Here is a 25,735-nt window from a genome sequence, read left to right as displayed (position 1 = left end):
TGGATGACGGGGCATGGTGGTGCCCGGGCGGCCTGTACTGAGGTTCGTTCCTGTATCGAAGTTCGTTGATGCAACCTTGCGTCCTGGATCGAGAAACGTCAACATAGAGAAATGTCGAAACAAGACCTCGAGGTGATCGGCCAGGAGCGTGCCGCCGCCTGCTGCCCGGGCCTGGCTGCCGAGCCGCTGGAGGACGAACGCGCCACGGAGCTGGCCAAGGTCTTCAAGGCGCTGGGCGATCCGGTGCGGCTGCGCCTGCTGTCGATGATCGCCTCTCGGGAGGGCGGCGAGGTCTGCGTGTGCGAGATGACGCCGGCCTTCGACCTGTCCCAGCCGACGATCTCCCACCACCTCAAGCTCCTGCGCCAGGCCGGCCTGATCGACTGCGAGCGCCGTGGGACCTGGGTGTACTACTGGGTGCTGCCCGGGGTCCTGGACAAGCTCGCCGCGTTCCTGACGACGCCGCGAGCCGCCGGGGTGACGGCGTGATCGCCTCCCTCGGTCGTCGTGTCGCGGCCGAGGCGGTGGGGACCGGATCGCTGGTGGCCGTGGTCGTGGGCTCCGGCATCCAGGCGACCGAGCTGTCCCACGACGTCGGTGTGCAGCTGCTGGCCAACTCCCTGGCCACCGTCTTCGGGCTGGGCGTGCTGATCACGCTGCTCGGGCCCGTATCCGGCGCGCACTTCAACCCCGCCGTGACCCTGGCCGCCTGGTTCACCGGCCGCCGCTCCGGCGCCGGGCCGAACCTGCGGGAGGTCGCCGCGTATGTTTCCGCGCAGGTCGCCGGGGCGATGGGCGGCGCGGTGCTGGCCGACGCGATGTTCGCCCATCCGCTGGTGAAGTTCTCCACCCACGATCGGTCCGCCGGTCACCTGTTGCTGGGTGAGGTCGTCGCCACGGGCGGCCTGATCCTGCTGATCTTCGGCCTGGAGCGGGCCGGCCGAGCCTCCCTGGCCCCGATGGCCGTGGCCTCCTATATCGGGGCCGCGTACTGGTTCACCTCCTCCACATCCTTCGCGAACCCGGCGGTGACCGTCGGCCGGGCCTTCACCGACACCTTCGCCGGGATCGCCTTCGCCTCCGTCGCCCCGTTCATCGCGGCACAACTGCTCGGCGCCGTACTCGGGCTGGCCGCCGTGGCGGTCGTGTACGGACGCCCCGCGCGCGCGGCCGACGACGTGGTCGTCCCGCACGGCGAGCCCGAACCCGCCTCCTCTTGACCGCCCCAACCACTCTTCCGCCTGCAAGGACATCTGCCATGAGCACCGTTGCACCGCGCCCCTCCGTGCTGTTCGTCTGCGTCCACAACGCCGGCCGCTCGCAGATGGGCGCCGCTTTCCTCACCCACCTCGGCGGCGGCCGGGTAGAGGTCCGCTCGGCAGGCTCCGCCCCCGCCGACGCGGTCAACCCGGCCGTCGTCAAGGCCATGGCAGAGGTGGGCGTCGACATCTCCGCCGAGACCCCCAAGCTGCTCACCACGGAGACGGTGCAGTCCTCGGACGTGGTGATCACGATGGGTTGCGGGGATGCCTGCCCGGTCTTCCCGGGCAAGCGGTACCTGGACTGGCAGCTCGAAGACCCGGCGGGCCAGGGTGTAGACGCCGTTCGGCCGATCCGGGACGAGATCGAGCGACGCGTACGCGACCTGCTCGCCGACCTGGGCGTTCCGGCGACGAGCTGATGGCCGTCAGCATGCGCCACTGGCAAGAGCGCGTGCCGGGCGGTGTAGTGTCGCCCGCCACGTCTTCACGCAGATGCCGCATAGGGCACGGCGCGTTCGTGCTTTTCCCAAGCGGCAATGTCGGTGCTCAGGATGTCGGCAACAGCAGAATCCTCGAACGCGGGAAGCAAATGCTCTTCGATGTGCCGCCGGTAGTTCTGCATGGTGGATGCCGCCAAGTCCTGTGTGACATACCAGCGGTTGACGTAGGCACCGAACGTGATCCGCTCACCAGATGCCTTCTTCGTGCCGGCCAACAGCTTCGCTTCTTCGGCGTCAGCCGCCTTCTTCGCCGCAGCCTTGGTCCGGAGCGGATGGCATCGCCATCGGCATCGCGGACAGTGGCGTACTTGCCCGGCGCGAGCTTGTACCGGCCGCGCCAGTAGCTGCCGAGACTCTCGGCATAACCCACCTTGTTCTCCTATGAACGGGCGTGCCGCCCGACTGAAGGGCCGGGCGGCACACGGAATCAGGCTGCGCTGGACTGCGGTTGGCCGTTTTGCGCCCTGCGCGGGGTCCGTGCCTTCAGGGAGCTGACGGACGCCGCCGGTGTGATCGTCCTGCGCCGTGGAGCTTGTTCTGCTGGCGCAGGAGTGTCACGGCTTTCGGCGGGGCGGCTCTCGAAGATGCGCATGATCTCGGCGAAGCGCTCGGCCGTGAACCGGTAGCTCCCTGCGGGCTTGGTGAAGGGGATGCGTCCCCGGCGAGCTTGTTCCTTCACCCACCACTCCGAGCAGTGGAGGGCCTTGGCGATGTCGCTCGGGAGGTAGACAGGAGGAAGGGCCGGCGGTTCCGGTCGCGGAGCGGTGCCCATGTAGCGGTGACTCCTCACGAGGAAGGGGGATCCGCTGACAGAACTGACAGAACCTCCCCGGCCGCAAAGGCCCTCACCCGGCCTGGGCCAAAGAGCGCTGAAAACCGATCCCGCACGACATCACCGCTGAGCTTCAACCTCGCGCGGTGGAGCCGCCTCCGGCGGCACCACGAGCCTTGCACAGCGTCCACCCTGGTCGGAGATGTCCAGGACCACCGTGACTGTGCCGGATACCGGGGCGGGCGACTGAACGAGCGGATACGGTCCTTCCATGACGAAAACTGTCTGGACCATGAAACGTGCGGGAGCCCTCGCCGCGGCAGCCGTCGTGACTGCGCTCGCCTTCCCCGCCCAGGCCCACGCCGCTGCCGTCGCCTGCGGCGGCGGGGTCTCGACGCAGAACATCGGCGCCCGGGGTTGCATTTCCGCCGAACGCTGGAAGAACGGGGGAGTCTTCTGGCACGACATCACCGCCCACGCCCTCATCACCAACTCCCGCTCCCACGCCTCATGGGTCGAGTACGAGGCGTACCTCCAGGCGGGCAGCGGCGACTGGACGAAAATGGGCAGCGGCCGGACCATCGTGCAGCGGCGTTCCACGGTCGGCCCGATCGAGATCGCCTCCAAGTCCCGCGTCTGTGACACGGTCAAAGTCACGATCCGCGTCCACGTGAGGCCGGCGGGAGGCGCCTGGTCGAACTGGTCCAGCGCGGCCACCTCGCAGTGCCAGACCTGATGCTGCCAGACCTCGCACACCGCAGCGCCCCCGCCTCCGCGACCCAGGAGGACGGGGGCTCTCGTATTTCTGCGGAGGAATGGACTGACTTCACTCCGGCCGGACGGTGATCACCCCTTTAGCGTTAACCGCTGTACCGACGTAGCAGCCGACAACGCTGCTTCCGCAGAAGGAGCGGATAGTCCCCTGGCAGTGCCCGCTATGTGACAGGCAATACGACCAGAGATATCAGACAGACTGCCAGGCGGTTTTGCATGAGCGACAACGCCCCGGCAGCGACGGCGGACGGCAGCAGCACCCAGCAGCTCAAGGTGGCCTCAGTAAGGTGCCTCTGGCCCGGCCAACCACGGCTTGCCCGCATCTGTCCGCACGGCGTTGCCGGTCGGCTGGCTTGCCGCCATGACCGATGACGTTGCTCTCCAGGTCAGGGCCACCTACTAGTCACTAGTAGGTGGCCCTGACGGGTTTCCGGAGATCGTTTGGGAGAGCCTGGGAGAAGGTCTTGGTCGGCTTCTCCCAGAGGGTGCCCGGTGAGGCTGCGTGGAGTGCGGCAGCTGAGGGCACTCGGACCTGCGCGTTCACGCATCCGGCCCTGTGACTGGCCGGGAACACCATGCTCGCCCGCCTCAACCGCCATTAGGATCGCGACACATGGCAGGCCATCACTCAGCGCGTCCTCACGACCACGCTCGCGCGCTCGCTCAGCGAGTGCGGGTTCTGCGGGAAGCCCGTGGGTGGTCGCGTGAGCGGCTCGCCAAGGAAGCCTGCATCAGCGCCAGAACGCTGGCCCGCCTGGAGGGCGAGGGAGCGATCCAGCCAGGTTTCTTCACAGTCGGCGCGGTTGCAGAGGCTCTTGAGGTCTCCCTGGACGATCTCTTCCGGGAGACCCACGTCCAGCCTGTCACGCCCGGTCTCTGGTCAGCCGGATACGAAGGGCGAGACATCGACTCGTTCGTCGCCTCGCTAGTCGACAGCCGTATCGGGGTCGTGGCGGATCTACGACTCACCCCGATCAGCCGCAAGAAGGGCTTCAGCAAGACCCGCCTCGGGCAGGCACTCACCGAGGCCGGCATCGAGTACACCCACCTTCGCGGTCTGGACATGCTCTGCCAGGCGGTCGAGATCGGCCTGCGCCTCCTCGGACCGCAGCACGTCACGGAAGCGGGCCCGGCCGGAGAAGGCGGTCACGACCGCTCTCGGCATCCTGTTGCTCGCCGAGAGAATGGCCCTGCTGTCCGGCCGCGACGACGAGTTCGTCGCCGGCATCGTCAAGGGCGACACCGGGATGCGCTGGGGCGAGATCGTTGGCCTTGAGCCTGAGTTCGTCCGACCGAGGAGCATCCGTGTGGAATGGCAGCTCTACGAACTGGACACCGGCGAACTGCACCGCTGCCCGCCCAAGGATGACTCCTACCGCGACATCGACACTCCGGATTTCCTCACCTCGCTCCTTGCCAACCACATCGCCCGGACGAGGTCGAAGCCTTGCGAGTGCCACGGACTGGCCTACGTCTTCCGTGGCCATGGAACCGTTAACGGCTCCGTAAGCCGCCCCGGGGCGAAGCTAGTCGACGTGGCGCGCCGCGCCGGCGTATCGACCGGCACCGTTTCCAACGTCCTCAATCGCCCGGATGCCGTGGCGGAGCCGACTCGCCTGAAGGTGCTGGAAGCCGTCAGCGATCTCGGGTACATCCGAAACGCCGCATCGGCGGAGTTGGCTGCTCACTGGCGCCGCTCGGGCTTCGCCACGTGGCTCTGTCGACCTGCCGCGACAGGGCGGTATCCCGGGCGAGGCAGCCAGGGAGAGCGGCCGGTGCCTGTCATTGCTGAGCCTTGGCCCGGCATTCCGGCACGCGGGCGAGGAGCCTCGAAGCGGGCTGAGGTGTGCTGGGTGCCGATCTGGAGACAGATTCCAAGATCTTCTCCAGGAGTTCTCCAGAGAGCCCCTGGAGAACGAGGCAGGCCCGGTACTGAAGTATCAGCACCAGGCCTGACCTGCGATTTAGCTGTCGGGGTGGCGGGATTTGAACCCACGACCTCTTCGTCCCGAACGCGATCAGGCCCTTTGTGACCTTGTCCACGAGGTGCTGAGCTGCACGTACCACTCCGCAGGCGTCCATAGCCGTCCAGGACGGTACTGGCGCGGCTGCCTCGTTTGGCCCCCCGTTTGGCCCCCTGCTCGGACGCCTGCGGGGCCATATCATGGGCGGATCGTGCCTGGTCCCGGGGCCTGCGAGCGCGCTCGCTCGGCCGACTACGTGCGTCGCTGTTGCCCGCATGAGCTTGGTGTAGGGACAGCCCGAGCATGCTCCGCAACGCAACTGGGCAGAGAAGCATCTACGGCGGTGACCGATCCGTGACAGAACGTAGAGTTCGCAAGCGTCACTTTGGTCCCTAACCTATGGTCGAGGGGGAGGTGAGTGGCATGTCTGTCCGTGTCCGGGTGGAACCGGCTCTGTTGGAGTGGGCGGTTGAGCGAGCCGGATGGTCGGAGGAGACTACTGCCCAACGTGTCCCGAAGCTTGACGAGTGGCTTACCGGGAGAGCTCGCCCCACGCTGAAGCAGCTGGAGCGTTTCGCTCACCTCACCCACGCACCGCTCGGACTCCTGTTCCTCCCTGAGCCGCCGGAGGAGCCTGTACCAATCCCCGACATGCGAACGTTCGGCAATCGCGCCATTGTTCGCCCCTCCGTCGACCTCCTTGACACCATCTATTCCTGCCAGTCGCGGCAGGACTGGTACCGCGATTATGCGAACAGTCACGGCGCCCCAGACCTCGAATTCGTTGGATCTGTAAACACGTCTAGTGACTCCCGTGAAGTAGCCGACGAGATCAGGGAAGCGTTGCGCTTCAGTGTTTCCGAACGGACGGCTTTTGCAACTTGGCGAGAAGCGTTGCGCCAACTCATCGACCGTATCGAGGATATTGGGATTCTCGTTATGGTCAATGGGGTGGTGGGAGCTGACACGCATCGTAAGCTGAAGCCGGAGGAGTTTCGCGGCTTTGCCTTGTCCGATCCCATTGCTCCGCTGATTTTCGTTAACGGTGCGGATACTAAGGCTGCTCAAATCTTCACCATGGTTCATGAGCTTTGCCATATCTGGCTCGGTGAAAGTGCACTCTCTGATGCTGCAATGGCAAAGAAGAGTGACAATGAAGCAGAGCTATGGTGCAATCGTGTGGCAGCAGAAGTGCTTGTCCCGCTGGCGGAAATTCGCAGTGAGTACGGCGGTGACGCCACAGTTGCCGAGTTGGAACGTCTTGCGCGTCGGTATCGCGTAAGTACCCTAGTGGTTTTGAAGCGGCTCTATGATGCAGGGTTCCTTCAATGGGATGACTATCAGGCGCGGTACGCCGCTGAACGTGACCGTGTTGTCGCCGCAATGGCAGGGCGGGAGGGTGAGTCTGGTGGCAGTTTCTATAACACGCAGCCTCTGCGTCTTGGTCGACGGTTCGCACGCGCAGTGATTGCAGACACCTTTGAAGGCGGGACGCCCTTCAGGGATGCCTATCATCTTCTGGGTACGAAAAAGCATCAGACGTTTGAGAATCTCGTTGCGAGTATCGGGGCCGCCTAATGTATCTAGTCGACTCCAACGTGCTAATCGAGGCGAAGAATCGCTACTATGCCTTTGATATAGCGCCTGGATTCTGGGCGTGGCTTGATTACGCTCACACTAACTTCGTAGCATGCAGCATTGAGCCTGTAAGGGATGAGTTGATCCATGGTGGGGATGAGCTAGCAGATTGGGCGAGCAGTCATCCTGACTTCTTTCGACCCATTGACACAGTCACTACCACGCACTTTGCGCCGCTTACGGGTTGGGCTAATTCTCGCAGCTACACGACTGCCGCCATCGCGGAATTCTTAAATAATACGGCCGATTTCTTTTTGGTGGCCTATGCGATAGCGCACAATCATACGCTCGTCACCCACGAACAACCTCGGCCGGACTCCAAGAGGCGTATTCTTATTCCAGACGCCTGCGAGGCGATGGGGGTCACTTACGCGAATACATTCGTAATGTTGCGAAATTCGAGAGCGCGGCTTGACTTCCAAACGCCGACGGCTGCCTGATCGTCGTACGGTCAATGACGCGAGGACCTGGGTTCATGTGAACCCAGGTCGCCTCTCGTGAAGTCACCGAGGCATGAACCCGGGCTTCTGCTCGGCGAGCGAGTGAAGCCGGGCGAGGTAGTCCTGTGCCCCCGGTTCGGAGCTGTACCGGCGCCTCATCTCGGCAGCGAGTTCCCGGCTGGTCATGATGAGCGATGGCACCGACTGACGGTCCCCTTCGAGGGCTCGATCACCCATGATGAGTGCCTGCTCCAAGTCACCCTCACGCGCCGCCGTGACTCCGAGCGTGACCCGTGCTTCCGCGTTGCGCATCGGTGAGCGCTCGGTGCCGTCGAAGTCTGTTCCTGCCCTCAGTACCTCTTCTGCGAGGGTGCGCGCAAGCCTGTCTTCGCCAACGAGGCGGTAGCAGTCCATCGCGTAGAAGTCGAACTTGGCTGGGTCCACCACGAAGTGGTTATCCAGGTTCTCCGGGTACGGCATTCCCTCTAGCGTCCGCCGGCCCTTGTCGAGCGCTACCTCGACCTGCCGGCGGTCCCCGAGTCGGGCCCACGCCTTGGCTTCCTGTGCCGCGAGCTGCACGGCCACGCCGTGGTGCTGCGCCGTCTCGGCTCCGGCCCGTGCCGCTGCGATGGCACCGCGGTAGTCGCCGGTCGTGAGAGCGAACCACGCCCGCATCTCATGCGCCCACCCGGCGACCTCCCCGTGGTCAGCCTCGGTCGCGAGCGAGAGCGCCGCCTGTCGCGTCGACTCAGCGGCGTGGCGTGCGCCCGTGTCGTACTCGACACAGCCGACCAGTAGGGCGAGCCAACCAGATAGTGCGAGCACCTCGCGGTGCTGCGCCAGCGTGAGGCTCTTCGAATGGAGTTCGACGACACGGCGCAGCCATTGCCGCCCCTCGATGAGAAGCTGCTCGCTCGGCATGAACGGGTACTCCGAGGCGAGACGGTCTGCCGTGATCCGCAGCGCATCGAGGGTGGCGTTGTCTACGTCGGACCGGTTGAGACGGCTCACGATCTCCAGCGTCTCCATGCCGGACGCTGCCAGAATCTCTCTGTCTCCATCCCGCCGTGAGGGCGCCGGGAAGAGCGCGTGCGTCACGGTGCCGAAGAGGGCCGCGATGATCGGTTGGTAGAAGTCATTCGGCATCTGGCCTGACTCCCAGCGCTTCCACTGGCGAATCATGCTGTCCTCTGCGGGCAGCTCCGTGGGAGCGTGCGCCCGCAGCGCCCTTACCGCGTCACGCTGCGACCAGTCACGGGCTGCTCGTTCGGCAGCGATGCGCCGCGCCCATGCGGGCCTGTCGTCGGTCATGTGCCCTCCTCCGAGTGCCTATTCCGAGTCTCACCCGCGCGCCGGGGGGACAGGGAAGGGGACACAGGGGTGTCACTGGACATGTCCCCACCTCCGCCTTGTCGTCCCCAGGCTGTCACTTACCTCACACCCTCCGTTACTCCCATGCTGGTTGCAGATCACGCACCACCCGGCACGGAGCGGCTTTCGAGCGCTTCGAGCCTGCCGCGGAGTTCCGAGACTTGGGAGGTGAGATGTTCGAGCTGACGCAGGACTTCGGGAAGGTCGACACCCGCGTCGGCTTCGCTGGCTTCAGTGGGTTGCTGCGGATCGCGGGCGTAGCTGCCGCGCGACGTGGTCAGGATGAGCCCATCCTCGCGGAGGATCGTAAGGGCTCGCTGCACCGTCATTCCCGAGATCTTGAACCGTGTGGCCAAGTCTCGCACGGAGCCCACGTGGGCCCCCGGTTTGATGTCGCCACGCAGGATCTCTTGCCGCAGGATGTCGGCCGCCTGCTCGGACTCCGGTCTGGGGTCGTCTTTCGAGATTTCAGCGCTCATCACGCCATCGAGCGTACCCACCCCTAGTACGACCTAGCACGAATCTCCGGCGCCCTCTTGCGCAGTGGCACGTGCTAGTACATGCTGTTACGTGCCAGCATGGCAAGCCCGAAAGGGCTTCGCCCGCTGTGTCTGCAAGCGCTTGACCTGCAAGACCGCACGACCAGGAGCCCCGCATCGGACGGGGGGAGGCGACCCGGCGCCTTGTCATTAACCGGAGGGCTTAGACCGAAAGGTCACGTCTCCATACGCCTACTTCGAGGCCGGACAGCTCTACCTGATACGGGAGCGCGGTCGCGATTAAGGAGACATGCATTACCGCCCCGATGGTCGTAGGCCGGGTTCGACTCCCGGTCGGGGCACTTTCCCCTGCCGTGCTGCGGCTTGGGTCCTTCCGGAGTAGTCGCCGTCTCACCGAACGCCTGCGGCTCTCCGGCTCCGTGTCCCTCCCACTTCAGGAGCTGTCATGCGTACGTACGTTGGCCACCAACAGGCCGTATCCGCCGCGGACTTCGCGGAGTTGGCGCTCGGCACCCCGGTTGAGCTGTGGCTCGGGGTCGAGGGCGAGACGGACGAAGAGCGCGCGGCCCGCGAGGACGCGGCGCGCGACATCCTCGCCGACAACCCCGACCTTCCCGACGACCTGATCCGCATCGCCGCGCAGGCCATCGAGGAGAACCCGGGCCTGTTCGACGTCACGCCCCTCACCCGCCCCGCTCGGCGCTGCCGCGCGGCACGCAAGGCGGTGGCCGCATGACCACCACACCCCCCGCCCCCGAAACGCCTGCATCTGGGGTGCCGCCTCTGACGCTTCCGGAGATGGGCCTTGCCGGGGTCGGCGCGCTGGCTGCGGCCGGTGTCGGCGCACTGGGCCTGATCTCCTCGTTCGACGCCGTGTCGGCGGCTGCCGCCCGCTGGGGGTTCGGTGAGCCGTGGATGCTGCCGGTCGGGATCGACGTGGCCATCCCGGTGTTCACGCTGGCCAACCTGCTGCTGATCCGGATGGACATGGCACTCGCTTGGGTGCGGTTCGTGCCTTGGGTCCTCACCCTGATCACGTGCGGGTTGAACGTCGCCGCCGGGCACTCGCTGTGGGCGAAGGTGGCGCACGGCACGATGCCGCTGCTGTGGGTGGTGTTCTCCGAGATCGGCGCCCACATCTACGCCGTGCGGATCGGCGCCGCGACCGGGCGCCGCATGGAGAAGGTGCGGTTCTCGCGCTGGCTGCTCGCCCCGCTGTCGACGTTCGCGCTGTGGCGTCGGATGACGCTGTGGGAGGTCACCTCCTACACCACCGCCCTGGCCCGGGAGCGTGAGCGGCTGTTGGCCCGTGCGGAGTTGCGCGAGCGCTACGGCCGCTCGTGGCGGCGCAGCACCCCGCGCCGCGAACGCGTCCTGTTGCGCCTGGGTGAGCTGAACCCGGCGGGCACCGTGCCCGACGCCACCCCCGCCCCCGAGCCCACACCGGAACTGCCGGCAGAACAGCCCGCGCCTCCGGCTGCGAAGGCGCCGCGCAAGCGGGCGCCGAAGGGGCGGGGCAAGTCCGCGCCGCGCTCGGTGGCGGACCTGCTGAGCGAGGCGCGCACGCTCACGGCGGACTGGCAAGACGCGGGCGTCAACGCGGAAGCGCTCCGCAAGGCGCTGCACTGCGGTGCCGCCCCTGCCCGCCAGGTGCGTGACGCCCTGCTCGCTGAGCGGGCCGATGGCCGCGCCCTGCGCCCCGTCGACACCCCCGACACCGACACCGACGCCGCCCCCGCCGACGTCGAGACGTCCGGTGACGCCGGTGAGGAGGTGGCGGCATGAGCACGCTGGCCACGTCCCTGCTGTCCGCGCTGCCCCTCGCGGCCGGGTGGGCGGTGCACGTGTGGAGGCTGCGGGCCGTGCTCAGTACGGCCCGCCGTGACCCGCTCACCGGGTTACGCACCCGCGACGGCTTCACCCGCCGCGCCACCGCCCTGCTCAAGGACCCGCGCGCGGTCGTCGTCCTCGCCGACGTCGACAAGTTCAAGCACATCAACGACACCTACGGCCACGCCGCAGGTGACGTGCTGCTGAAGGCGACCGCTGACCGGCTCGCCCACCACGTCGGCCGCACCGGGGTCGCCGGGCGGCTCGGGGGCGATGAGTTCGCCGCCGTGCTCCTTGACGACCACGGCACCGCCGCCGACATGCTCGCCGTGCTGCACGGCGTGCTCGCCCGCCCGGTCGACGGCCAGGACCCGGACGTGCACACCACGGTGTCGCTCGGCTGGGTGCGTGCCGCGGACTTCCCCGCCGACGACCTGTCCGCCCTGCTGCGTCGGGCGGATGAGGCGATGTACGCGGCCAAGCAGGCACGCGCCGGACTGCGCCGCGCCGGGCTCGGTCGGCTCTTCGCCACCCTCGCCGGTCGCCGTGCCGGCCGCACCGGCGCCCGCACGGACGCCCCGGTCGTGGGAGTGGCGGCCTGATGTCGGCCGCCTACGGCAAGTGCTTCGACCCGACCGGCGCCCGCTACGGCGTGCCGACCTACCCGTGGCGGCTGGCCCCGGACGGCTTGGCCACCCGCCGACAGCTCCGGACGATGGGGCTGCGCCCGGGTGGCCAGCCGATCGCGGCTCAGGTGATGCGGGTCAACCGGCGAGCTGGGGACGTGCGAGTCGGTTACCTCTACCGCGTCGACCGTGCCAAGCCGGTGAGGCCGATGACGTCGCGCAAGTGGGGTGCGCTCGCCCTGGCGATGCTCGCCCGCCGGACCTGCCCGCGCTGCCTGCTGGACGTCGGCTACTGCATCCCTCGCTCGCACGGCATCTGCGGCATGTGCATCGCCACCGAGGAACAGCGCACCGCCTGACCTGCTCAATCAGTCTCCCGCGGGGCCCGTCCGCCCACCTCCTACAGCGACGGCCGGACCCCGCCTTTCCTCCGCTTGGAAGGAACCTTCAGTGAAGCACCCCGACGACGACAACGAACTCTTCAACCGACTGGAAGCCGAGATGTCCGCCGACTCCGGCGGCGAGGTAGTCGACCTGGACAAGGCGCGCTCGGCCCGTGCCGAGTCGGCCGACCGATCGGCCGACTCGAACCCGGACGGGTCGGGTGCCGAGTCGGCCGACGGGTCGGCCCGCGTGATGGTCGACCAGTCGGCGCCGACCGCGACCGGCCCCGGCTACCTCGGTCGGCTGGCCGGAGCGCGGCGCCGGTCGGTCGTCCCCGAGTGGCTGCGGTCGACCGCCGAACTCAAGACGGCCGCCGGGTGGGTGGCCCGCCACTACGCTCACGCCGCCGGGTACCACGCGCTGCGCGCCCCGGTCTACGCCGCCCGCCTCGCCCTCCAGGCGCCCACGGGTGCGGCAAAGTTCGTGGGCGGCACGATGCGCTGGGTGGCCGACCGCGAGGGCGAACCGGTCCGACTCGCCGCCGTGCGCCGCGAGGACGCCGCCGAATACCTGAAGCTCTCCCGCCAGCGCGACGGCCGCGTCCGACTGCGCACCCTCGTCGCCGTGCTGGGCATGTTCATCGGCCTGGCCACCGCGCTCGCGCTGTACGTGCTCGCGCCGACCTGGCTTCAGGTCGTGTCGGTGAGCGCGCTGGTGATGGCGCTGGGCACGCAGGGTCGGCAGGCGGACGCCCCGGTCATCCACCGGGCGGTCGAGCTGCCGAAGGCGGTCAAGCTCACCTCCGATATCGTGCTGCGCGCCCTCGGAGCGCTCGGTATCCCTGCGATCAATCAGGCGCAGGGCAAGGGGCGGGACGGGTTCGAGTTCACCGCCCCGATCACCCGCGACGGGCCCGGTTGGCGTGCGGAGGGCAACCTCCCCTTCGGCGTCACCGTGACCGACATCATCGAGCGCCGCGAACGCCTCGCGTCCGGTCTGCGCCGCCCGCTCGGGTGTGTGTGGCCCGAGGCGGTGGCTGATGAGCACACCGGGCGTCTGGTGCTGTGGGTCGGGGATCAGGACATGTCGAAGGCGAAGAAGCCGACGTGGCCGCTGGTCAAGGCGGGCACGGTCGACCTGTTCAAGCCCGTCCCCTATGGCACCGATCAGCGCGGACGCTGGGTCGAACTCACCTTCATGTACATCGCCGGGGTGATCGGCGCGATCCCGCGCATGGGCAAGACGTTCCTGCTCAGGCTGTGGCTGCTCATCGCGGCACTCGACCCGCGCGCTGAGCTGCACACCTACGACATGAAGGGCACCGGCGACCTCGACCCAGTCGGCAACGCCGTCTCCCACCGCCACGCCGCGGGCGACGACGACGAAGCGATCCAGTACGCGCTCCACGACTTCCGGGCGCTGCGCGAGGAGCTGCGCCGCCGTACCAAGGTGATCCGGAGCCTGCCCCGGGACATCTGCCCGGAGTCCAAGGTGACCAGCGAACTCGCCTCCAAGCGCTCCCTCGGCCTGCACCCGATCGTGATCGGGGTGGATGAGTGCCAGGTCCTGTTCGAGCACCCCGAGCACGGCAAGGAGTTCGAGGAGCACGCAACCGACCTGGTCAAGCGCGGTCCGGCCACCGGCATGGTGCTCTTCCTCGCCACCCAGCGCCCGGACGCGAAGTCGCTGCCCACCGGCATCAGCGCGAACGCCTCGCTGCGCGCGTGCCTGAAGGTCATGGGCCAGACCGAGAACGACATGGTGCTGGGCACGTCGTCCTACAAGCGGGGCGTGCGCGCGACCATGTTCGCCTGGGGTGACAAGGGCATCCACTACCTCATCGGTGAGGGCTCGGACGCCCGGATCGTCGGCGGCGTGTTCGTGGACGCGCCCGGTGCGGAGCGCATCGCCGCCCGCGCCCGCAGGGCCCGCGAGGCGGCCGGACTGCTGTCCGGCTACGCCCTCGGGGAAGCCCCCGAGCAGGTCACCGGGCCCGCCTATGACCTGCTCGCCGACATCGCGGCCGTGGTGCCGGAGCAGGACAAGCGGGTGTGGAACGAGCGGATCGCCGCCCGCCTCGCCGAACTGCGCCCGGACGTCTACGGCGGCTGGAAGGGCGAGAACGTCACGTCGGCGCTCAAGCCGCACGGCATCAAGACCCGGGACGTCGCGGGCACCACGGACGACGGAACCCGCACCACCCGCCGGGGCATCGCCCGCACCGACCTCCTCAAGGCGATTGCGGAGCGTAACGAGAAGCCGGGCGCCGCATAGCGTCGCAACGCTGCTACCGGTAGCACCCACACCTGCTACCGGTAGCACCCCCGCTAGCACCCCATCCGCACTCCCATCTGCGATCTAGCGGATAGCACCCCACCTGCGGAAACCCCGGAAAACCCCCTGGAAGGGCCCCAGATGACCCCCATACTCCTCGCTATCGCCTGCCTGACGCTCATCACGCTCAGTTACGGCGGGCTGTGTGTGGCCTCGCCGTTCGGCGACTGCCGCAAGTGCCGTGGTTGGGGCTTCGCGATGAAGACCGACCGCAAGGGACGCCAGAAACGCGGCAAGGACTGCCGCCGCTGCAAGGCCACCGGCAAGCGCATCCGCACCGGCCGCTGGCTCTACAACCGCTGGGCCCGCATCTACCGCGCCGGAACCGACACCCCCCGCCCGAAAGGCATCCGATGATCCTCAACGTCTCCGCCGTGCTGCTCTTCGGCGCCGCGTCCGTCTTCGCCGTCAAGACGAAGTCCGCCGGGGGCGGCGCCGCCCTGGTCCTGTTCATGTTCGGGTTCTTCGCCGCCGGGACCGGCGCCTACGAGCCCATCCACAACCTCGTGCAGGCGTCCGCCGACGCCATCTCCGCACTCGGCAACTAAGGAGCGTGCCGCCATGAACCAACCCGCCTACCACCCGGCCCGCTACGACGCGCCGGGCGTGGAAGTCCACCACCCCGTGCCCCTCGCCCCCGCACCGGCGGCGCCGCCCATGCCGGTGCAGCCGGGCGGCATCCCGTCCGTGGCGAGCGTCGTCCTCCCCGACGGCCGCGTCGTCACCGGCTACGCCGTCACCCCCGCCCAGCCCGAGCCGTTCGCGCCCAAGCCGCCCGTCTCCCGGGTGGCCGTGAACATCGCGCTGGGGGGCGTCGGGTTCGCCGCCGTGTGCGGCGGGCTGTTCCTGCTCACCGCGTTCGTCGCCGCACTGACCGCGTTCATCACCCAGCTCATCACCCTCGCCGCCGTCATCTTCGGCGGCTGGATTGTCGTGTTGGTCCTCGACGCGCGCGGCCACCGTGCGGGCGGGATGACGTTCAACATCCGCAAGGCCGTGTTCAAGCGCAACCACTTCCACGGCTAGGTACGCCCGAGGCGGGGTGCCGTCTCACCACAAGCCTGCACCCCGCCCCGGTTCTCCCTGTCCCTCCAACGAGAACCAGGAGACCACCAGCATGGCCCATCCCCCCACCCGTCCGCGAGTACGCGACCACGCCCCCGCGCCGGTCCTGTCCCCCAACCTCCTGCACACCGCGCTGAGCCTGACCGCGTCCGGCATGCCCGTGCTGCCGCTGCGCCGGGGCAAGGTGCCGTTCGGCAACTGCACGGCGTGCGCGGACAACGCGTGCGGCGGCCGACCGAACATGAAGGTGCCCGGCCCGTGCCGGTGCCCGGCCCCGTGCCACGCGTGGGCCGCGGCCACCACCGAGCCCGCCGTCCTCGTCTCGCCCGAGTGGGCGGCGGCCTGGCGACAGGCGGTGTGCGTCGGCTACCACCCCGGCGGCGCCGGGCTGACCGTGGTCGACCTGGACGACGCCGACGCCATCACTTGGGCCCGTACCGCTCTGCCGGCCACCCGGACGGTACCGACGACACGGGGTGAACATTGGATCTACCAGGGCGCCATGCGCTCCGTGAATGCGGTCCGCCCCGGTGTCGACATCAAGTCGACCATGGCGTACGCCCGTTGGCTCGGACGCGGCACCGGCACAATGGCTGCTCTGCCGGATGCGGTGTGCGCCCTGGCAGTAAAGGAGCCGCCCCCCGCCCGCAAGGCGCCACAGACGCTCTCAGGGCTCCTCACGGGCGGACAGGGAGAATGCCCCCACCGCACCCCCGCCTACTTGGAACGGGGCGTGGCCATGGCCGAGCGGCGCATCACGGAGGTGTCCAGCGCGGTGCACGCGACCGTGTACCGGACGTTCCTTGCGGTGCTGTCCCGGCACGGCCGGTGCGGCTGCCTCACCGACACCCACGTCGCCCGGCTGTTCACCGCAGCGCAGGCCAAGGGGGAATCGCCCCGGCACTGCACGGACGCGTGGACCAACGCCCGAACCGCACTGGGGTTGTGAGATGTCCGAGGACGAAAAGACTCCCGCCCGTGAGGTCATCACCGACTACGCACAGGCGCACTTCCGGTACTTCCGCACCGCCGACGGCACCGTGTACGCGCAGCGCAACGGCCACCCCGTGGCCCGCCCGATCCGCTCCCAGGGAACGACCGGCAGTCACCGGCAGGAACTCATGGTCGGGCTCTTTCGCGACGGACACGGCGTGTTCAACGGCACCGCCTTGAAGGAGGCGTTGGACTTGATCGAAGCACTCGCACTGACCGAGGACGTACAGCCCGTCCACATCCGCGTTGCCCCCGGGTTCGACGGGGCGACGTGGCTGGACCTGGGAAGGGCCGACGGGCGGTCGGTCCGTATCCACCCCACCGGGTGGGACATCGCCATCCCGGACCCGCGGGAGGTGTGCTGGCGGCGCACCCAGCTCACGGGGGAGCTGCCGGTGCCGGTCAAGGACACCGACGGTAAGGGCATCGATCTCCTGCTCAGGCTGTGCAACTTCGCCAACGCTGAGACGGAGTGCCTGGCCATCGCGTGGCTGATCGGCTGTCTCGGACCGTCGGTGCCCGTCCCGGCCCCGTTCCTCACCGGTCCGCAGGGGGCCGGCAAGTCCACCGGCGGCCGGATGCTCATCCGGATCGTTGAGGGCATGAGCGGTGACCTGCGCCGGGCCCCCAAGGATGAGGAGAACCTGATTGCTGCCGTGGCGGCCGGATGGGTCACGGCGCTGGACAACCTCTCCCACATGACTCCGGACCTGTCGGATGCGATGTGCTGCATCGTCACGGGTGCCGAGAACGTGAAGCGGGCGCTGTTCACCGACGGGGATGTCTTCCGGGCACGCTATCGCCGACCCCTGCTCCTCACGGGAATCGATGTGGGAGTGATCCGGCCCGACCTCGCTGAACGTCTTCTGCCGCTCCGTCTGGAACGGCCGAAGGTGCGGCGCACCGAGGCAGAGCTGTGGGCGGAGTACGCGGAGGTCCTCCCCGTGGTCCTCGGCTCGCTCCTGGATCTCACGGTCAAGGTCCGTGCGGTCGACGTGGAAACCCCCACCGACCTGCGCATGGCGGACTTTGCGCACCTGTGCGCGCAGCTCGACGCGGCCACCGGGTTCGGAGCTCTCGCCGCGTACCGGGCCAGCCTGGACGACCTCAACGACGACGTGATCGAGGGCGACCTGTTGGCACAGACCGTCCTACGCCACGCCGCCGACGTCGAACCCGGCACGGAGCAGCGGATGACGTCCACGGAGTGGCTGCACTGCCTCACCCGCCTCTACACCGGCGAGGACTTCCGCCCCCTGCCCAAAGGGTGGCCCACCACCGGCAAGGTGCTCTCCGACCGCCTCAAGCGGCTACAGCCCACCCTCGCCGCCCGGGGCGTCCTCATCGACTCCGGCCGCACCCGGGAAGGCCGCTACGTCGAGTTGACCCGCGCGCCGGGCATGCCCGAGCACGAGCAACAGACGTTCTGACCGTCGGCCGGCGGCCGCCGACCGCACGAGCAAGAGGAGCACCCCGGGCCGGGGCGTGCTCCTCTTGCTGTTCGGCGGCACCGCCGCCCTGCGCAGGACGTGCCGCGAAGCGGCTCCTTCTTCACGGCCTGAGCCGCACTACACCACCACAGACGCCCCTTCTTTTTCCTAAGTAGGGGAACGCTGCGTCACAGCGTCACACGATCTTGGAAAGCGCCCGTTGACCTGCCGATATGGGCGTGACGCAGACGGCCGTTTCTGCGTCACGCCGCGTCACCTGCGTCACGCGTGACGAACAGCCTGCGTCACGCGTGACGCACCCTCGCTGTTCTGCGTCACCTGAAAACAGCAGGTCAGACGGCACAAGTGACGCACGTGACGCTGTGACGCAGAAATCCGCACTTAGGACACACGCAGGCCCACGCGAAGCACCCAAGACCTTCTCGCCTAGGAGGCATCCCGAGATGAGCGTCACGCTCACCGAACCCGCAGAGCGGCTGCTGTACCGGCCGGAGGAAGCAGCGGCCAAGCTCAGTATCGGCCGATCGTTGATCTACGAGGAGATCCGCCTCGGACGTCTGCAGACCGTCCGCATCGGTCGTAGACGACTAGTGCCGCCGGAGTACATCGCGCGGTACGTCGAACTCCTCAAGCGCGAGGCAGAATCCGCCGCCTGATCCCTCAACAGCCCAGTGTCACAGGACCGCGTCCCCCGGGGCGCGGTCCTGTCCTATCGGAGGCACAACAGAACATGACCGAGAACCCGAAGCGCGCCCAGAGGGCTGGCCATGGTGCGGACACCATCTATTGGGACCCCGTCAAAAAGAGCTACGTCGGAGCGGTCTCCCTGGGGTACGCCCCGAACGGCAAGCGTCGTCGGCCGAAGGTCTACGGCAAGACGAAGACCGAAGTTCGCCAGAAGATCAGGGACCTGAAGAAGGAGCTACAGACCGGCGTCAAAGCGCCAGCCAATTACACCGTGGCCGATGCGGTGAACGACTGGTTGGAGCGCGGTCTCAAGGGCCGTGACGAGAAGGGCACCATCGGCAAGAACCGTTCGATGGCGAACAAGCACCTGATCCCGTTCATTGGCAAGGCCAAGCTGAAGGAACTCAGCGCGGACGACGTAGACGACTGGTTGGATGGCAGGGCCGAATTCCTCGCGACGCGGAGCCTGCGTGACCTGCTCGCCATCTTGCGCCGCTCGATCGCGCACGCCCAACGCAGGGACAAGGCAGCGCGGAACGTCGCTCTACTCGTCACCGCGCCGGAGGGGCGCCCCGGTCGACCGAGCAAGGCACTGGACCTGGACCAGGCGAAGGCCGTGCTCATCGCCGCGCGTCCCTCACGGCTGTACGCCTACCTCGTGCTCTCGCTCCTTAGTGGTGTGCGCACGGAAGAGGCGCGGCCCCTCACCTGGGATCACGTCTTCCTGGAAACGACGGACGGTATCCCGCCTCATGTCGCCGTGTGGCGTTCGGTGCGCAAGCACGGTGAGACCAAGACCAAGAAGAGCCGCCGGACCATTGCTCTGCCGAGACAGGTGGTTGACGTCCTCGAAGAGCACAAGCGTTGGCAGAAGCAGGAGCGAGCATCGAGGGGGACGGAGTGGAGTGCGACCGGCCGCGTCTTCACGACTCGGAGCGGTGAGCCACTCGACGCGGCCAACGTCCGGCGCGACTTCAAGGCCATCGTGAAGAGGGCAGGACTGGCGCCGGAGTGGACGCCACGGGAGCTCCGGCACAGTTTCGTGTCGCTGCTCTCCGACCACGGCATCCCGCTGGAACGGATCGCGCTGTTGGTAGGGCACAGCAGCCAAGCGACCACAGAGGCGGTCTACCGGAAGCAACTCCGACCCGTGATCACGCAGGGTGCCGAAGCGATGGACGACATCTTCGCTGACGAGCCGGAAGGGAAGGACGCGGCGGACGACGAAGGGGGCGACGCGGTGGCCTGACCAAAATCGTTTGGCCCCCTCTTTGGCCCCCCGGGCACGACAGAGGCCCATTCGCGATCAAGCGAATGGGCCTCTGACCAGCGTCGGGGTGGCGGGATTTGAACCCACGACCTCTTCGTCCCGAACGAAGCGCGCTGCCAAGCTGCGCTACACCCCGATGTCGCTGCTGTCGCGGCGACGACGTTTACTTTAGCCCACCGGTGGCCGTAGACGAAATCCGGTTTAGACGCGATGGCGGACCGGTGTCGGGCGGGCGTGGTCGAGGCCCACGAGGAGTACCGCGAGGGCGTAGATCGCGAGGCCCACGAGGAGTGCGTTGGCCAGGGTGCCGCGGTAGCCGTGGGCGGTTACGTCCAGGAAGGGGTAGAGGTAGCGCGAGGGGTCCGCGGGCTGGAGGAAGGCTGCCCGGGCCAGGGAGAAGGCCAGGTAGACCAGCGGATAGACCAGCCAGGTCGTCGCCTGGCGCAGGTGCAGGCGGGCCGCCGGGGTCAGGAACAGCCAGTCCACCAGCGCCGCCGCCGGGGCGAGCGTGTGCAGGAGTTGGAGTGCCGCCCACTGGCCGTGCCAGCGTTCCGGGGGCGTCGTCGCGCCCGTCATGGAGAACGGCGGCGTCGTGTGGGCCAGCAGCAGGTGGTACACCAGCGCGGCGATCACGACGTACAGGAGGGCGGCCCCTGTCATGCCGGACGGGAGTGGGCGGCGGGCGCGCCAGGCCCGGGTCGCCGACGAGAGCATGACCACGGCGAGTAGCAGGTTCGCCTGGATGCCGAAGTAGCTCAGGGTGCGTGCCGGGGTGCCCAGCAGGAGTTCCAGAGCGACGCCTGCCGCCGCCGTCATGGCGATGACCAGGCGGAACACCGCCGTCGAGGGTCTACGGGCCGGGGCCACCACCGCCGTGGCCGGGACCGGAGAGGGCAGCAGCAGGGGCGGGCCCGGGATCGCTGGCAGGTCCGGGATCTCCCGGGGTATCGGGGCGGTCATGTCCTCACGCTAGGAGCGGGTGAGGGGTGGGGCGATGTGGGTTAGGCCGGGTGGGTTACGGGCCGGGGAGGGGAGCGGAGGGGAGGGAGCCGGGATGCGGGGTGCCAGCGGTGCCGGGGGTGCCGGAGATGGCGGGGGTGCCGGAGGTGGCGGGAAGTGCCAGAGGCGCCGGAGGTGGCGGAGGTGCAGGGAAGGGGGCCCGCCCAGTGCCCAGTGACTAATGCCTCGTGCACAGCGCCGTCCGCGGCTCGGGATCCCATCAAGCTGATCGGCATCCGGGAGACAGCGCTCTCCGGGGAGGGGAAGGAACGGGGTGGAGTCGGCCCGTTCCGATCGTCCCTTCTACTCCCTCCCCACCAGCGTCAGCAGCGTCGCCTCCGGAGGGCAGGCGAAGCGGATCGGGGTGTAGCGGTTGGTGCCGCAGCCCGCTGAGACGTGGAGGTAGGAGGTACGGCCCTCGGCCGTGTGCCGGGAGAGCCCCTTCACCCGGTCCGTGTCCAGGTCACAGTTGGTGACCAGAGCGCCGTAGAAGGGGATGCACAGCTGACCGCCGTGCGTGTGGCCGGCCAGGATCAGGGGGTAGTCGTCCGCGGTGAAGGAGTCGAGGACACGCAGGTAGGGAGCGTGGACGACGCCGAGCGAAACGTCGTACGTGCCCGACGGGCCGCCCGCGACCTGTGCGTACCGGTCCCGCTTGATGTGAGGGTCGTCCAGACCGGTCAGCTCGACCGACACGCCCTCGACCTTCAGGACACCCCGCGTGTTCGTCAGGTTCAGCCAGCCCGCCGCGTCGAAGCCGTCGCGGAGGTCCTCCCACGGGTTGTGGATGACGCCGACCGCCGGTGCGTTGCCGTTCAGGCCGTGGCGGCCGCTCGTCTTCTCGAGCAAGTAGCGGGCCGGGTTGCGGAGTTTGGGGCCGTAGTAGTCGTTGGAGCCGAAGACGTAGGCGCCCGGGAACTCCATCAGGGGGCCGAGCGCGTCCATGACCTCGGGCACGCCCTCGGGATCCGACAGGTTGTCGCCCGTGTTGATCACGAAGTCCGGGCGCAGGCCCGCCAGCGACTGCAACCAGCGCTGCTTCTTGCGCTGGCCGCTCACCATGTGGATGTCGGAGACCTGCAGCACGCGCAGCGGGCGCATGCCCGGCGGGAGGACCGGGACCGTCACTCGTCGGAGGCGGAAGGAGCGGGCCTCGAATCCCGCCGCGTACGCCACTCCGGCGGCGCCTGCCGCCATGATTCCCAGGGGTACTCCGTATCGCGCGCGCATATGACCATCGTGTCAGACCCGTGCAGTACGTCGAGACCGGCCGGCCCCTAAATCGGGGGGCGTTCGTGGTGGTGCACCTGCGACAATCGAGCCATGACCACCACGCTCAAGTCGAAGCTGCACGCCGACCTCAACGCCGCGATCAAGGAGCGGGACGAGCTGCGCTCCTCGACGCTCCGGCTGACGCTCGCCGCGATCACCAAGGAGGAGGTCGCGGGCAAGGAGAAGCGGGAGCTCTCCGACGACGAGGTGCTCAAGGTGATCACCCGTGAGGCGAAGAAGCGGCGCGAGGCCGCGGACGCCTTCGCGCAGGGTGGCCGTGCCGAGCAGGCCGAGCGGGAGAAGGCGGAGGGTGAGCTTCTCGCCGAGTACCTGCCCAAGCAGCTCTCCGACGAGGAACTGAACGCGATCGTCGGGCAGGCCGTGGAGGAGGCCAAGGCGGCCGGTGCCGAGGGGCCGCGGGCCATGGGTGCCGTCATGAAGATCGTGAACCCCAAGGTGGCCGGTCAGGCCGAGGGCGGCCGCGTCGCCGCCGCCGTGAAGAAGCTGCTGCAGGGCTGAGAGGCGCCCTCGGGGGCGGCTGACCGGAGAGGCGCCCTCGGGTACGGCTGACCGGAAGGCGCTCTCGCGGACGGCTGACCCGAGAGACGCCCTCGGGCACGGCTGACCGGAAGGCGCCCTCGGGTACGACTGGTCGACGGGCGGGCCCCTGGTGCGCCTGACCGACGAACCCCCGGTACGGCTGAATACGCAGACCTCGGTCACCGCTGACCGACGGGCCTCCGCTACGACCGACCGACGGGCCTCCGCCACGACCGGCCGGCAAGCCTCGGCTACGACCGACCGACGGGCCTCCGCCACGACCGGCAGAGAGTCCTCCGCCACGACCGGCCGGGAGTCCTCCGCCACGACCGGCCTGCAAGCCTCCGGCATGGACGGCCTGCAAGCCTCCGGCATGAACGGCCGGCTAGCCCCCGGCATGGACGGTGACCTCTTCGCCACGGCGTAGCGGAGAGCCCGGCGTACAAGAGGGGCCGCACCCTTGCATCAGGGTGCGGCCCCACTCGTTGCGCCGGCTCGCCCGCCGTAGGCGTCCTAGTGCCGGCGGCCCCCGTTGCCGCCGTTCCCGTTGTTGCCGCCGTTGTTCTGGCCCTGGATGAAGTTGCCCGGGAGGGAGAAGGTCGGTGTCGGGGCGGTGCCGCCGGCGCCGGTGGTCGTGCCGCCCGTGGCGCGACCGCCGTCAGCGGTGCCCCCGTCCGTCAGCCCGCCGATCAGGCCGCCGATCAGGCGTCCCCGGCCGCCGTTGTTCCCCTCGTCCGCCCCCGCGTCGCCCCGGCCCCGGTCGTCGTCGCTCTCGTCGTCGGGGATGTCGACCAGCTGGAAGTCCGGTGCGGGCTTGCCCTCCAGGGCGCCGGCCATCATGTCCCGCCAGATCGGGCCGGGGACTTCGCCACCGAACACCTTGTCGTGCGGGACGCCGCCGATGGTGATGTTGATCATCTTGCGCTTGTGCTGCGGGTCGCCGACCCACACCGCGCCCGCCATGTTCGGGGTGTAGCCGACGAACCAGGCCGCGAAGCGCTCGTCGGTCGTACCCGTCTTGCCCGCGCTCGCCCGGCTGTCGAGACCGGCCTCCTGACCCGTACCGTCCTCGACCACGCCCTTGAGGAGCGTGGTGACGGTGTCGGCGGTCTTCTCCGACATCGCACGCGAGCAGGTCGACTTCGGCACCGCCAGCGACTTCTGCTCGCTGCCGACCTTCTGGGTGATCGACTCGATGGCGACCGGCGTGCAGTACATGCCGCGCGAGGCGAAGGTGGCGTACGCGCTCGCCATCGTCAGCGGGGACATCTCCTGGGTGCCCAGCGCGATGGACGGGGCCTGCTGGATCTTGCGGCCGTCCGCGCGCGCCACGCCCATCTTCTTGGCCATGTCGGTGACCGGGCAGATGCCGATGTCGCTGATCAACTGCACGTAGTAGGTGTTGACCGACTTCGCGGTCGCCTCCTTCATGCCGTACGGGCCGTGCTCCGACTCGTTCTCGTTCGTGAGCTTGGTCGGCTTGCGCGGGTCGTCGTGCCAGGTCTTGCCGTTGCACGCCGACACCGGGCTCGGATACGTCATCTCGTACGGCGACGGATACTGCTGGGTCGGGGCCTTGCCGCCCTCCACGGCGGCGGCCGCGACGATCGGCTTGAATGTCGAGCCGGGCTGGTAGCCGGCGCCGCCGCCCATGTCCGCGTTCACGGACAGGTTGATCGACGTCTCGTGTTCCTTGTTGTTGACGCCGTACGGGCGTGACTGGCCCATGGCGAGGATCTTGCCGGTGCCGGGCTCGACGACGGTCGTGGCGGTCGCGACGGAGTCGCTCTTGTAGACGTGCTCCTTGATGGACGCCTGCGCGGACCTCTGTGCCTGCGGGTCGAGCGTCGTACGGATCGTCAGGCCGCCCCGGTTCCAGAGTTTCGCCCGGTCCTCCTTGGTCTTGCCGAAGGTGGGATCGGTCAGGACGACCTGGCGTACGTAGTCGCAGAAGAAGCCGGCGCCCTTCACCGCGGTGATGCAGCCGTTCTTGGGCCGGCTGGGGTGGAGTCCGAGCGGCTCCTCCTTGGCCTCGTCGGCCTCCTTCTGGGAGATGTCGCCCAGTTCCGCCATGCGCTGCAGGACGATGTTGCGCCGCTTGGTGGCCTCGGCCTCGTCGTTCACCGGGTCGTAGCGGGTCGGGGACTGCACGATGCCGGCGAGCAGCGCGGCCTCCTGCACGTTCAGGTTCTTGGCGTGCTTGGAGAAGTAGCGCTGGGCGGCGGCCTCGACACCGTAGGCCTGCTCACCGAAGAAGGTGATGTTGAGGTAGTTCTCGAGGATCTTCTTCTTGCCGAGCTTGTCCTCGATCTGGATCGCGTACTTCAGTTCGCGGATCTTGCGGCCGAGCGTCTGCTGGGTGGCCTGGGCGACCTTCGTCGGGTCGTCGCCGGCCTCCTCGATGAAGTAGTTCTTCACCAGCTGCTGGGTCAGCGTGGAGGCGCCCTGGGCGACCCCACCTTCCTGCGCATTCTTGTTCAGGGCGCGCAGCACGCCCTTGAGGTCGACCGCGCCGTGCTGGTAGAAGCGCGAGTCCTCGATCGCGACGATCGCCTTCTGCATGTACGGCGAGATGTCCGTGAGGTCGACCACCGTACGGTCGCGGGAGTAAACGGTCGCGATCTGGGCGCCCTGGCCGTCCAGGATCGTCGTGCGCTGACTGAGCTGGGGGCTTTTCAGGTTGGCGGGGATCTCGTCGAAGCTCTTGACCGAGCCCTTGGCCGCGAGGCCCAGCGCTCCGGCCCCGGGCAGCGCGATGCCCGCCATCACGGCTCCCGCGAGCACACTGACACCGAGGAACTTGGCGGCCTGCTGTGTTGCCGACAGGCCACCGCCCGAGCGCTTCTTTGCCATGGGGGCAGCCTAATCCGTACCCCTGAGCGTTCCGAGGGACCGGCTCCCCGTCGGGATGTTCGGGTGCCGGATCGTGACGTACGGCCGCGGCACGCCACGCCGTACGGCCCCGGCCCGCACGACGGCGTGCCATCACGACGCGGCCTCGTTGGCCGACTGCATGTCCGCACGGCCGCGACTCATGTCCGCGACTGCATCACTGCATGGCAT

General features: G+C 68.3%; 24 protein-coding genes, 1 tRNA gene and 3 pseudogenes. 21 read left to right on the top strand and 7 right to left on the bottom strand.

What is annotated here, in order from left to right; translation table 11 throughout:
- Positions 1-111 precede the first annotated feature (111 nt).
- Genes ACGFT2_RS29430 through ACGFT2_RS29420 form a run of 3 tightly spaced genes read left to right on the top strand, consistent with a single transcriptional unit; the run spans position 112 to position 1,681 of the window.
- A complete protein-coding gene (locus ACGFT2_RS29430) occupies positions 112-489 on the top strand; it encodes an ArsR/SmtB family transcription factor (RefSeq protein WP_393283846.1) in 378 nt (125 codons plus the stop codon).
- Complete coding sequence (locus tag ACGFT2_RS29425; RefSeq protein WP_393283843.1) at positions 486-1,220, top strand: aquaporin; 735 nt, start codon at positions 486-488, stop codon at positions 1,218-1,220. Before ACGFT2_RS29430 ends, ACGFT2_RS29425 begins: the two co-directional genes overlap by 4 nt.
- A gap of 38 nt (positions 1,221-1,258) precedes the next feature.
- Positions 1,259-1,681 (top strand): arsenate reductase ArsC, encoded by a 423-nt coding sequence (locus tag ACGFT2_RS29420; RefSeq protein WP_393283841.1) that lies wholly within the window; start codon positions 1,259-1,261, stop codon positions 1,679-1,681.
- A 42-nt stretch (positions 1,682-1,723) separates the two neighbouring features.
- Here ACGFT2_RS29420 and ACGFT2_RS29415 read toward each other — a convergent pair.
- Positions 1,724-2,132 (bottom strand): annotated as a pseudogene (locus ACGFT2_RS29415) (LacI family transcriptional regulator); the annotation flags it as partial.
- Positions 2,133-2,805: 673 nt separating this feature from the next.
- Here ACGFT2_RS29415 and ACGFT2_RS29410 point away from each other — a divergent pair.
- From ACGFT2_RS29410 to ACGFT2_RS29390, 5 genes and pseudogenes are all read left to right on the top strand, one after another.
- The gene (locus tag ACGFT2_RS29410; protein ID WP_389490034.1) at positions 2,806-3,270 is read left to right on the top strand and encodes a hypothetical protein; all 465 of its coding nucleotides are present in this window, start codon (positions 2,806-2,808) and stop codon (positions 3,268-3,270) included.
- Positions 3,271-3,921: 651 nt separating this feature from the next.
- A pseudogene (locus ACGFT2_RS29405) lies at positions 3,922-4,368 on the top strand (helix-turn-helix domain-containing protein); the annotation flags it as partial.
- Between the two features lie 73 nt (positions 4,369-4,441).
- A pseudogene (locus ACGFT2_RS29400) lies at positions 4,442-5,170 on the top strand (LacI family DNA-binding transcriptional regulator); the annotation flags it as partial.
- A gap of 753 nt (positions 5,171-5,923) precedes the next feature.
- Positions 5,924-6,850 carry an ImmA/IrrE family metallo-endopeptidase gene (locus ACGFT2_RS29395; RefSeq protein ID WP_393283838.1) on the top strand — a complete coding sequence of 309 codons (927 nt, stop codon included), beginning with the start codon at positions 5,924-5,926 and terminating at the stop codon, positions 6,848-6,850.
- Positions 6,850-7,350 carry a DUF4411 family protein gene (locus ACGFT2_RS29390; protein WP_393283835.1) on the top strand — a complete coding sequence of 167 codons (501 nt, stop codon included), beginning with the start codon at positions 6,850-6,852 and terminating at the stop codon, positions 7,348-7,350. The genes ACGFT2_RS29395 and ACGFT2_RS29390 overlap by 1 nt, the downstream gene beginning before the upstream one ends.
- A 63-nt stretch (positions 7,351-7,413) precedes the next feature.
- Here the strand turns inward: ACGFT2_RS29390 and ACGFT2_RS29385 are convergent, their stop codons facing one another.
- Both ACGFT2_RS29385 and ACGFT2_RS29380 read right to left on the bottom strand, forming a co-directional pair.
- Entirely contained in the window at positions 7,414-8,661 is a 1,248-nt protein-coding gene (locus ACGFT2_RS29385) for an XRE family transcriptional regulator (protein ID WP_393283832.1), read from the bottom strand.
- Positions 8,662-8,819: 158 nt separating this feature from the next.
- Entirely contained in the window at positions 8,820-9,200 is a 381-nt protein-coding gene (locus tag ACGFT2_RS29380) for a GntR family transcriptional regulator (protein WP_393283829.1), read from the bottom strand.
- 466 nt (positions 9,201-9,666) lie between these two features.
- On the opposite strand from ACGFT2_RS29380, the gene ACGFT2_RS29375 reads away from it, so the two are divergent.
- The 12 genes from ACGFT2_RS29375 (at position 9,667) to xerC (ending at position 19,840) form a co-directional block, all read left to right on the top strand.
- Positions 9,667-9,957, top strand: a complete 291-nt coding sequence (locus tag ACGFT2_RS29375) for a hypothetical protein (RefSeq protein WP_393283827.1) — start codon at positions 9,667-9,669, stop codon at positions 9,955-9,957.
- Positions 9,954-11,006: a DUF2637 domain-containing protein gene (locus tag ACGFT2_RS29370; protein ID WP_393283824.1), complete on the top strand. Its 1,053-nt coding sequence runs from the start codon at positions 9,954-9,956 to the stop codon at positions 11,004-11,006. Before ACGFT2_RS29375 ends, ACGFT2_RS29370 begins: the two co-directional genes overlap by 4 nt.
- Entirely contained in the window at positions 11,003-11,653 is a 651-nt protein-coding gene (locus tag ACGFT2_RS29365) for a GGDEF domain-containing protein (protein ID WP_393283821.1), read from the top strand. Before ACGFT2_RS29370 ends, ACGFT2_RS29365 begins: the two co-directional genes overlap by 4 nt.
- A complete protein-coding gene (locus tag ACGFT2_RS29360; protein WP_393283818.1) occupies positions 11,653-12,036 on the top strand; it encodes an RRQRL motif-containing zinc-binding protein in 384 nt (127 codons plus the stop codon). The genes ACGFT2_RS29365 and ACGFT2_RS29360 overlap by 1 nt, the downstream gene beginning before the upstream one ends.
- A gap of 91 nt (positions 12,037-12,127) precedes the next feature.
- Positions 12,128-14,335: a cell division protein FtsK gene (locus tag ACGFT2_RS29355; protein WP_393283815.1), complete on the top strand. Its 2,208-nt coding sequence runs from the start codon at positions 12,128-12,130 to the stop codon at positions 14,333-14,335.
- Positions 14,336-14,476: 141 nt separating this feature from the next.
- Positions 14,477-14,752, top strand: a complete 276-nt coding sequence (locus ACGFT2_RS29350) for a hypothetical protein (protein WP_393283813.1) — start codon at positions 14,477-14,479, stop codon at positions 14,750-14,752.
- The gene (locus ACGFT2_RS29345) at positions 14,749-14,943 is read left to right on the top strand and encodes a hypothetical protein (RefSeq protein WP_393283810.1); all 195 of its coding nucleotides are present in this window, start codon (positions 14,749-14,751) and stop codon (positions 14,941-14,943) included. Before ACGFT2_RS29350 ends, ACGFT2_RS29345 begins: the two co-directional genes overlap by 4 nt.
- 13 nt (positions 14,944-14,956) lie before the next feature.
- Positions 14,957-15,421, top strand: a complete 465-nt coding sequence (locus ACGFT2_RS29340) for a hypothetical protein (RefSeq protein WP_393283807.1) — start codon at positions 14,957-14,959, stop codon at positions 15,419-15,421.
- A gap of 91 nt (positions 15,422-15,512) precedes the next feature.
- Positions 15,513-16,409 carry a bifunctional DNA primase/polymerase gene (locus ACGFT2_RS29335; RefSeq protein ID WP_393283804.1) on the top strand — a complete coding sequence of 299 codons (897 nt, stop codon included), beginning with the start codon at positions 15,513-15,515 and terminating at the stop codon, positions 16,407-16,409.
- A gap of 1 nt (position 16,410) precedes the next feature.
- Positions 16,411-17,883: an ATP-binding protein gene (locus ACGFT2_RS29330; protein ID WP_393283801.1), complete on the top strand. Its 1,473-nt coding sequence runs from the start codon at positions 16,411-16,413 to the stop codon at positions 17,881-17,883.
- Positions 17,884-18,347: 464 nt separating this feature from the next.
- Positions 18,348-18,560 (top strand): helix-turn-helix domain-containing protein, encoded by a 213-nt coding sequence (locus tag ACGFT2_RS29325; protein ID WP_393283799.1) that lies wholly within the window; start codon positions 18,348-18,350, stop codon positions 18,558-18,560.
- Positions 18,561-18,634: 74 nt separating this feature from the next.
- On the top strand, positions 18,635-19,840 hold the full coding sequence (xerC, locus tag ACGFT2_RS29320) for a tyrosine recombinase XerC (protein ID WP_393283796.1): 1,206 nt from the start codon (positions 18,635-18,637) through the stop codon (positions 19,838-19,840).
- Positions 19,841-19,923: 83 nt separating this feature from the next.
- Here the strand turns inward: xerC and ACGFT2_RS29315 are convergent.
- The 3 genes from ACGFT2_RS29315 to ACGFT2_RS29305 form a co-directional block, all read right to left on the bottom strand.
- Positions 19,924-19,997: transfer RNA gene (locus ACGFT2_RS29315), tRNA-Pro, on the bottom strand.
- Between the two features lie 65 nt (positions 19,998-20,062).
- Positions 20,063-20,821, bottom strand: coding sequence for a Pr6Pr family membrane protein (locus tag ACGFT2_RS29310; protein WP_393283793.1), 759 nt, complete (start codon positions 20,819-20,821; stop codon positions 20,063-20,065).
- A gap of 342 nt (positions 20,822-21,163) precedes the next feature.
- Positions 21,164-22,090 carry a metallophosphoesterase gene (locus tag ACGFT2_RS29305; protein WP_393283790.1) on the bottom strand — a complete coding sequence of 309 codons (927 nt, stop codon included), beginning with the start codon at positions 22,088-22,090 and terminating at the stop codon, positions 21,164-21,166.
- Positions 22,091-22,183: 93 nt separating this feature from the next.
- Between ACGFT2_RS29305 and ACGFT2_RS29300 the strand changes: the two genes are divergently transcribed.
- A complete protein-coding gene (locus ACGFT2_RS29300; RefSeq protein ID WP_393283787.1) occupies positions 22,184-22,651 on the top strand; it encodes a GatB/YqeY domain-containing protein in 468 nt (155 codons plus the stop codon).
- A gap of 534 nt (positions 22,652-23,185) precedes the next feature.
- On the opposite strand, the gene ACGFT2_RS29295 is transcribed toward ACGFT2_RS29300, so the two are convergent.
- On the bottom strand, positions 23,186-25,525 hold the full coding sequence (locus ACGFT2_RS29295; RefSeq protein WP_393283784.1) for a transglycosylase domain-containing protein: 2,340 nt from the start codon (positions 25,523-25,525) through the stop codon (positions 23,186-23,188).
- Positions 25,526-25,735: the final 210 nt, after the last annotated feature.

Origin of the sequence: Streptomyces sp. NPDC048514 (assembly GCF_043199955.1) — a bacterium.
GTDB lineage: Bacteria > Actinomycetota > Actinomycetes > Streptomycetales > Streptomycetaceae > Streptomyces.
The sequence above is the reverse complement of the archived record's forward strand: the minus strand, read 5'-3'. Positions and strand labels throughout refer to the sequence as shown.

Excerpts from the sequence above, each read along its gene's own strand:
- ACGFT2_RS29430 (WP_393283846.1), top strand. The coding sequence starts at position 112 with ATGTCGAAACAAGACCTCGAGGTGATCGGCCAGGAGCGTGCCGCCGCC.
- ACGFT2_RS29420 (WP_393283841.1), top strand. The coding sequence starts at position 1,259 with ATGAGCACCGTTGCACCGCGCCCCTCCGTGCTGTTCGTCTGCGTCCAC.
- ACGFT2_RS29410 (WP_389490034.1), top strand. The coding sequence starts at position 2,806 with ATGACGAAAACTGTCTGGACCATGAAACGTGCGGGAGCCCTCGCCGCG.
- ACGFT2_RS29395 (WP_393283838.1), top strand. The coding sequence starts at position 5,924 with ATGCGAACGTTCGGCAATCGCGCCATTGTTCGCCCCTCCGTCGACCTC.
- ACGFT2_RS29390 (WP_393283835.1), top strand. The coding sequence starts at position 6,850 with ATGTATCTAGTCGACTCCAACGTGCTAATCGAGGCGAAGAATCGCTAC.
- ACGFT2_RS29385 (WP_393283832.1), bottom strand. The coding sequence starts at position 8,661 with ATGACCGACGACAGGCCCGCATGGGCGCGGCGCATCGCTGCCGAACGA.
- ACGFT2_RS29380 (WP_393283829.1), bottom strand. The coding sequence starts at position 9,200 with ATGAGCGCTGAAATCTCGAAAGACGACCCCAGACCGGAGTCCGAGCAG.
- ACGFT2_RS29375 (WP_393283827.1), top strand. The coding sequence starts at position 9,667 with ATGCGTACGTACGTTGGCCACCAACAGGCCGTATCCGCCGCGGACTTC.
- ACGFT2_RS29370 (WP_393283824.1), top strand. The coding sequence starts at position 9,954 with ATGACCACCACACCCCCCGCCCCCGAAACGCCTGCATCTGGGGTGCCG.
- ACGFT2_RS29365 (WP_393283821.1), top strand. The coding sequence starts at position 11,003 with ATGAGCACGCTGGCCACGTCCCTGCTGTCCGCGCTGCCCCTCGCGGCC.
- ACGFT2_RS29360 (WP_393283818.1), top strand. The coding sequence starts at position 11,653 with ATGTCGGCCGCCTACGGCAAGTGCTTCGACCCGACCGGCGCCCGCTAC.
- ACGFT2_RS29350 (WP_393283813.1), top strand. The coding sequence starts at position 14,477 with ATGACCCCCATACTCCTCGCTATCGCCTGCCTGACGCTCATCACGCTC.
- ACGFT2_RS29345 (WP_393283810.1), top strand. The coding sequence starts at position 14,749 with ATGATCCTCAACGTCTCCGCCGTGCTGCTCTTCGGCGCCGCGTCCGTC.
- ACGFT2_RS29340 (WP_393283807.1), top strand. The coding sequence starts at position 14,957 with ATGAACCAACCCGCCTACCACCCGGCCCGCTACGACGCGCCGGGCGTG.
- ACGFT2_RS29335 (WP_393283804.1), top strand. The coding sequence starts at position 15,513 with ATGGCCCATCCCCCCACCCGTCCGCGAGTACGCGACCACGCCCCCGCG.
- ACGFT2_RS29330 (WP_393283801.1), top strand. The coding sequence starts at position 16,411 with ATGTCCGAGGACGAAAAGACTCCCGCCCGTGAGGTCATCACCGACTAC.
- ACGFT2_RS29325 (WP_393283799.1), top strand. The coding sequence starts at position 18,348 with ATGAGCGTCACGCTCACCGAACCCGCAGAGCGGCTGCTGTACCGGCCG.
- xerC (WP_393283796.1), top strand. The coding sequence starts at position 18,635 with ATGACCGAGAACCCGAAGCGCGCCCAGAGGGCTGGCCATGGTGCGGAC.
- ACGFT2_RS29310 (WP_393283793.1), bottom strand. The coding sequence starts at position 20,821 with ATGACCGCCCCGATACCCCGGGAGATCCCGGACCTGCCAGCGATCCCG.
- ACGFT2_RS29305 (WP_393283790.1), bottom strand. The coding sequence starts at position 22,090 with ATGCGCGCGCGATACGGAGTACCCCTGGGAATCATGGCGGCAGGCGCC.
- ACGFT2_RS29300 (WP_393283787.1), top strand. The coding sequence starts at position 22,184 with ATGACCACCACGCTCAAGTCGAAGCTGCACGCCGACCTCAACGCCGCG.
- ACGFT2_RS29295 (WP_393283784.1), bottom strand. The coding sequence starts at position 25,525 with ATGGCAAAGAAGCGCTCGGGCGGTGGCCTGTCGGCAACACAGCAGGCC.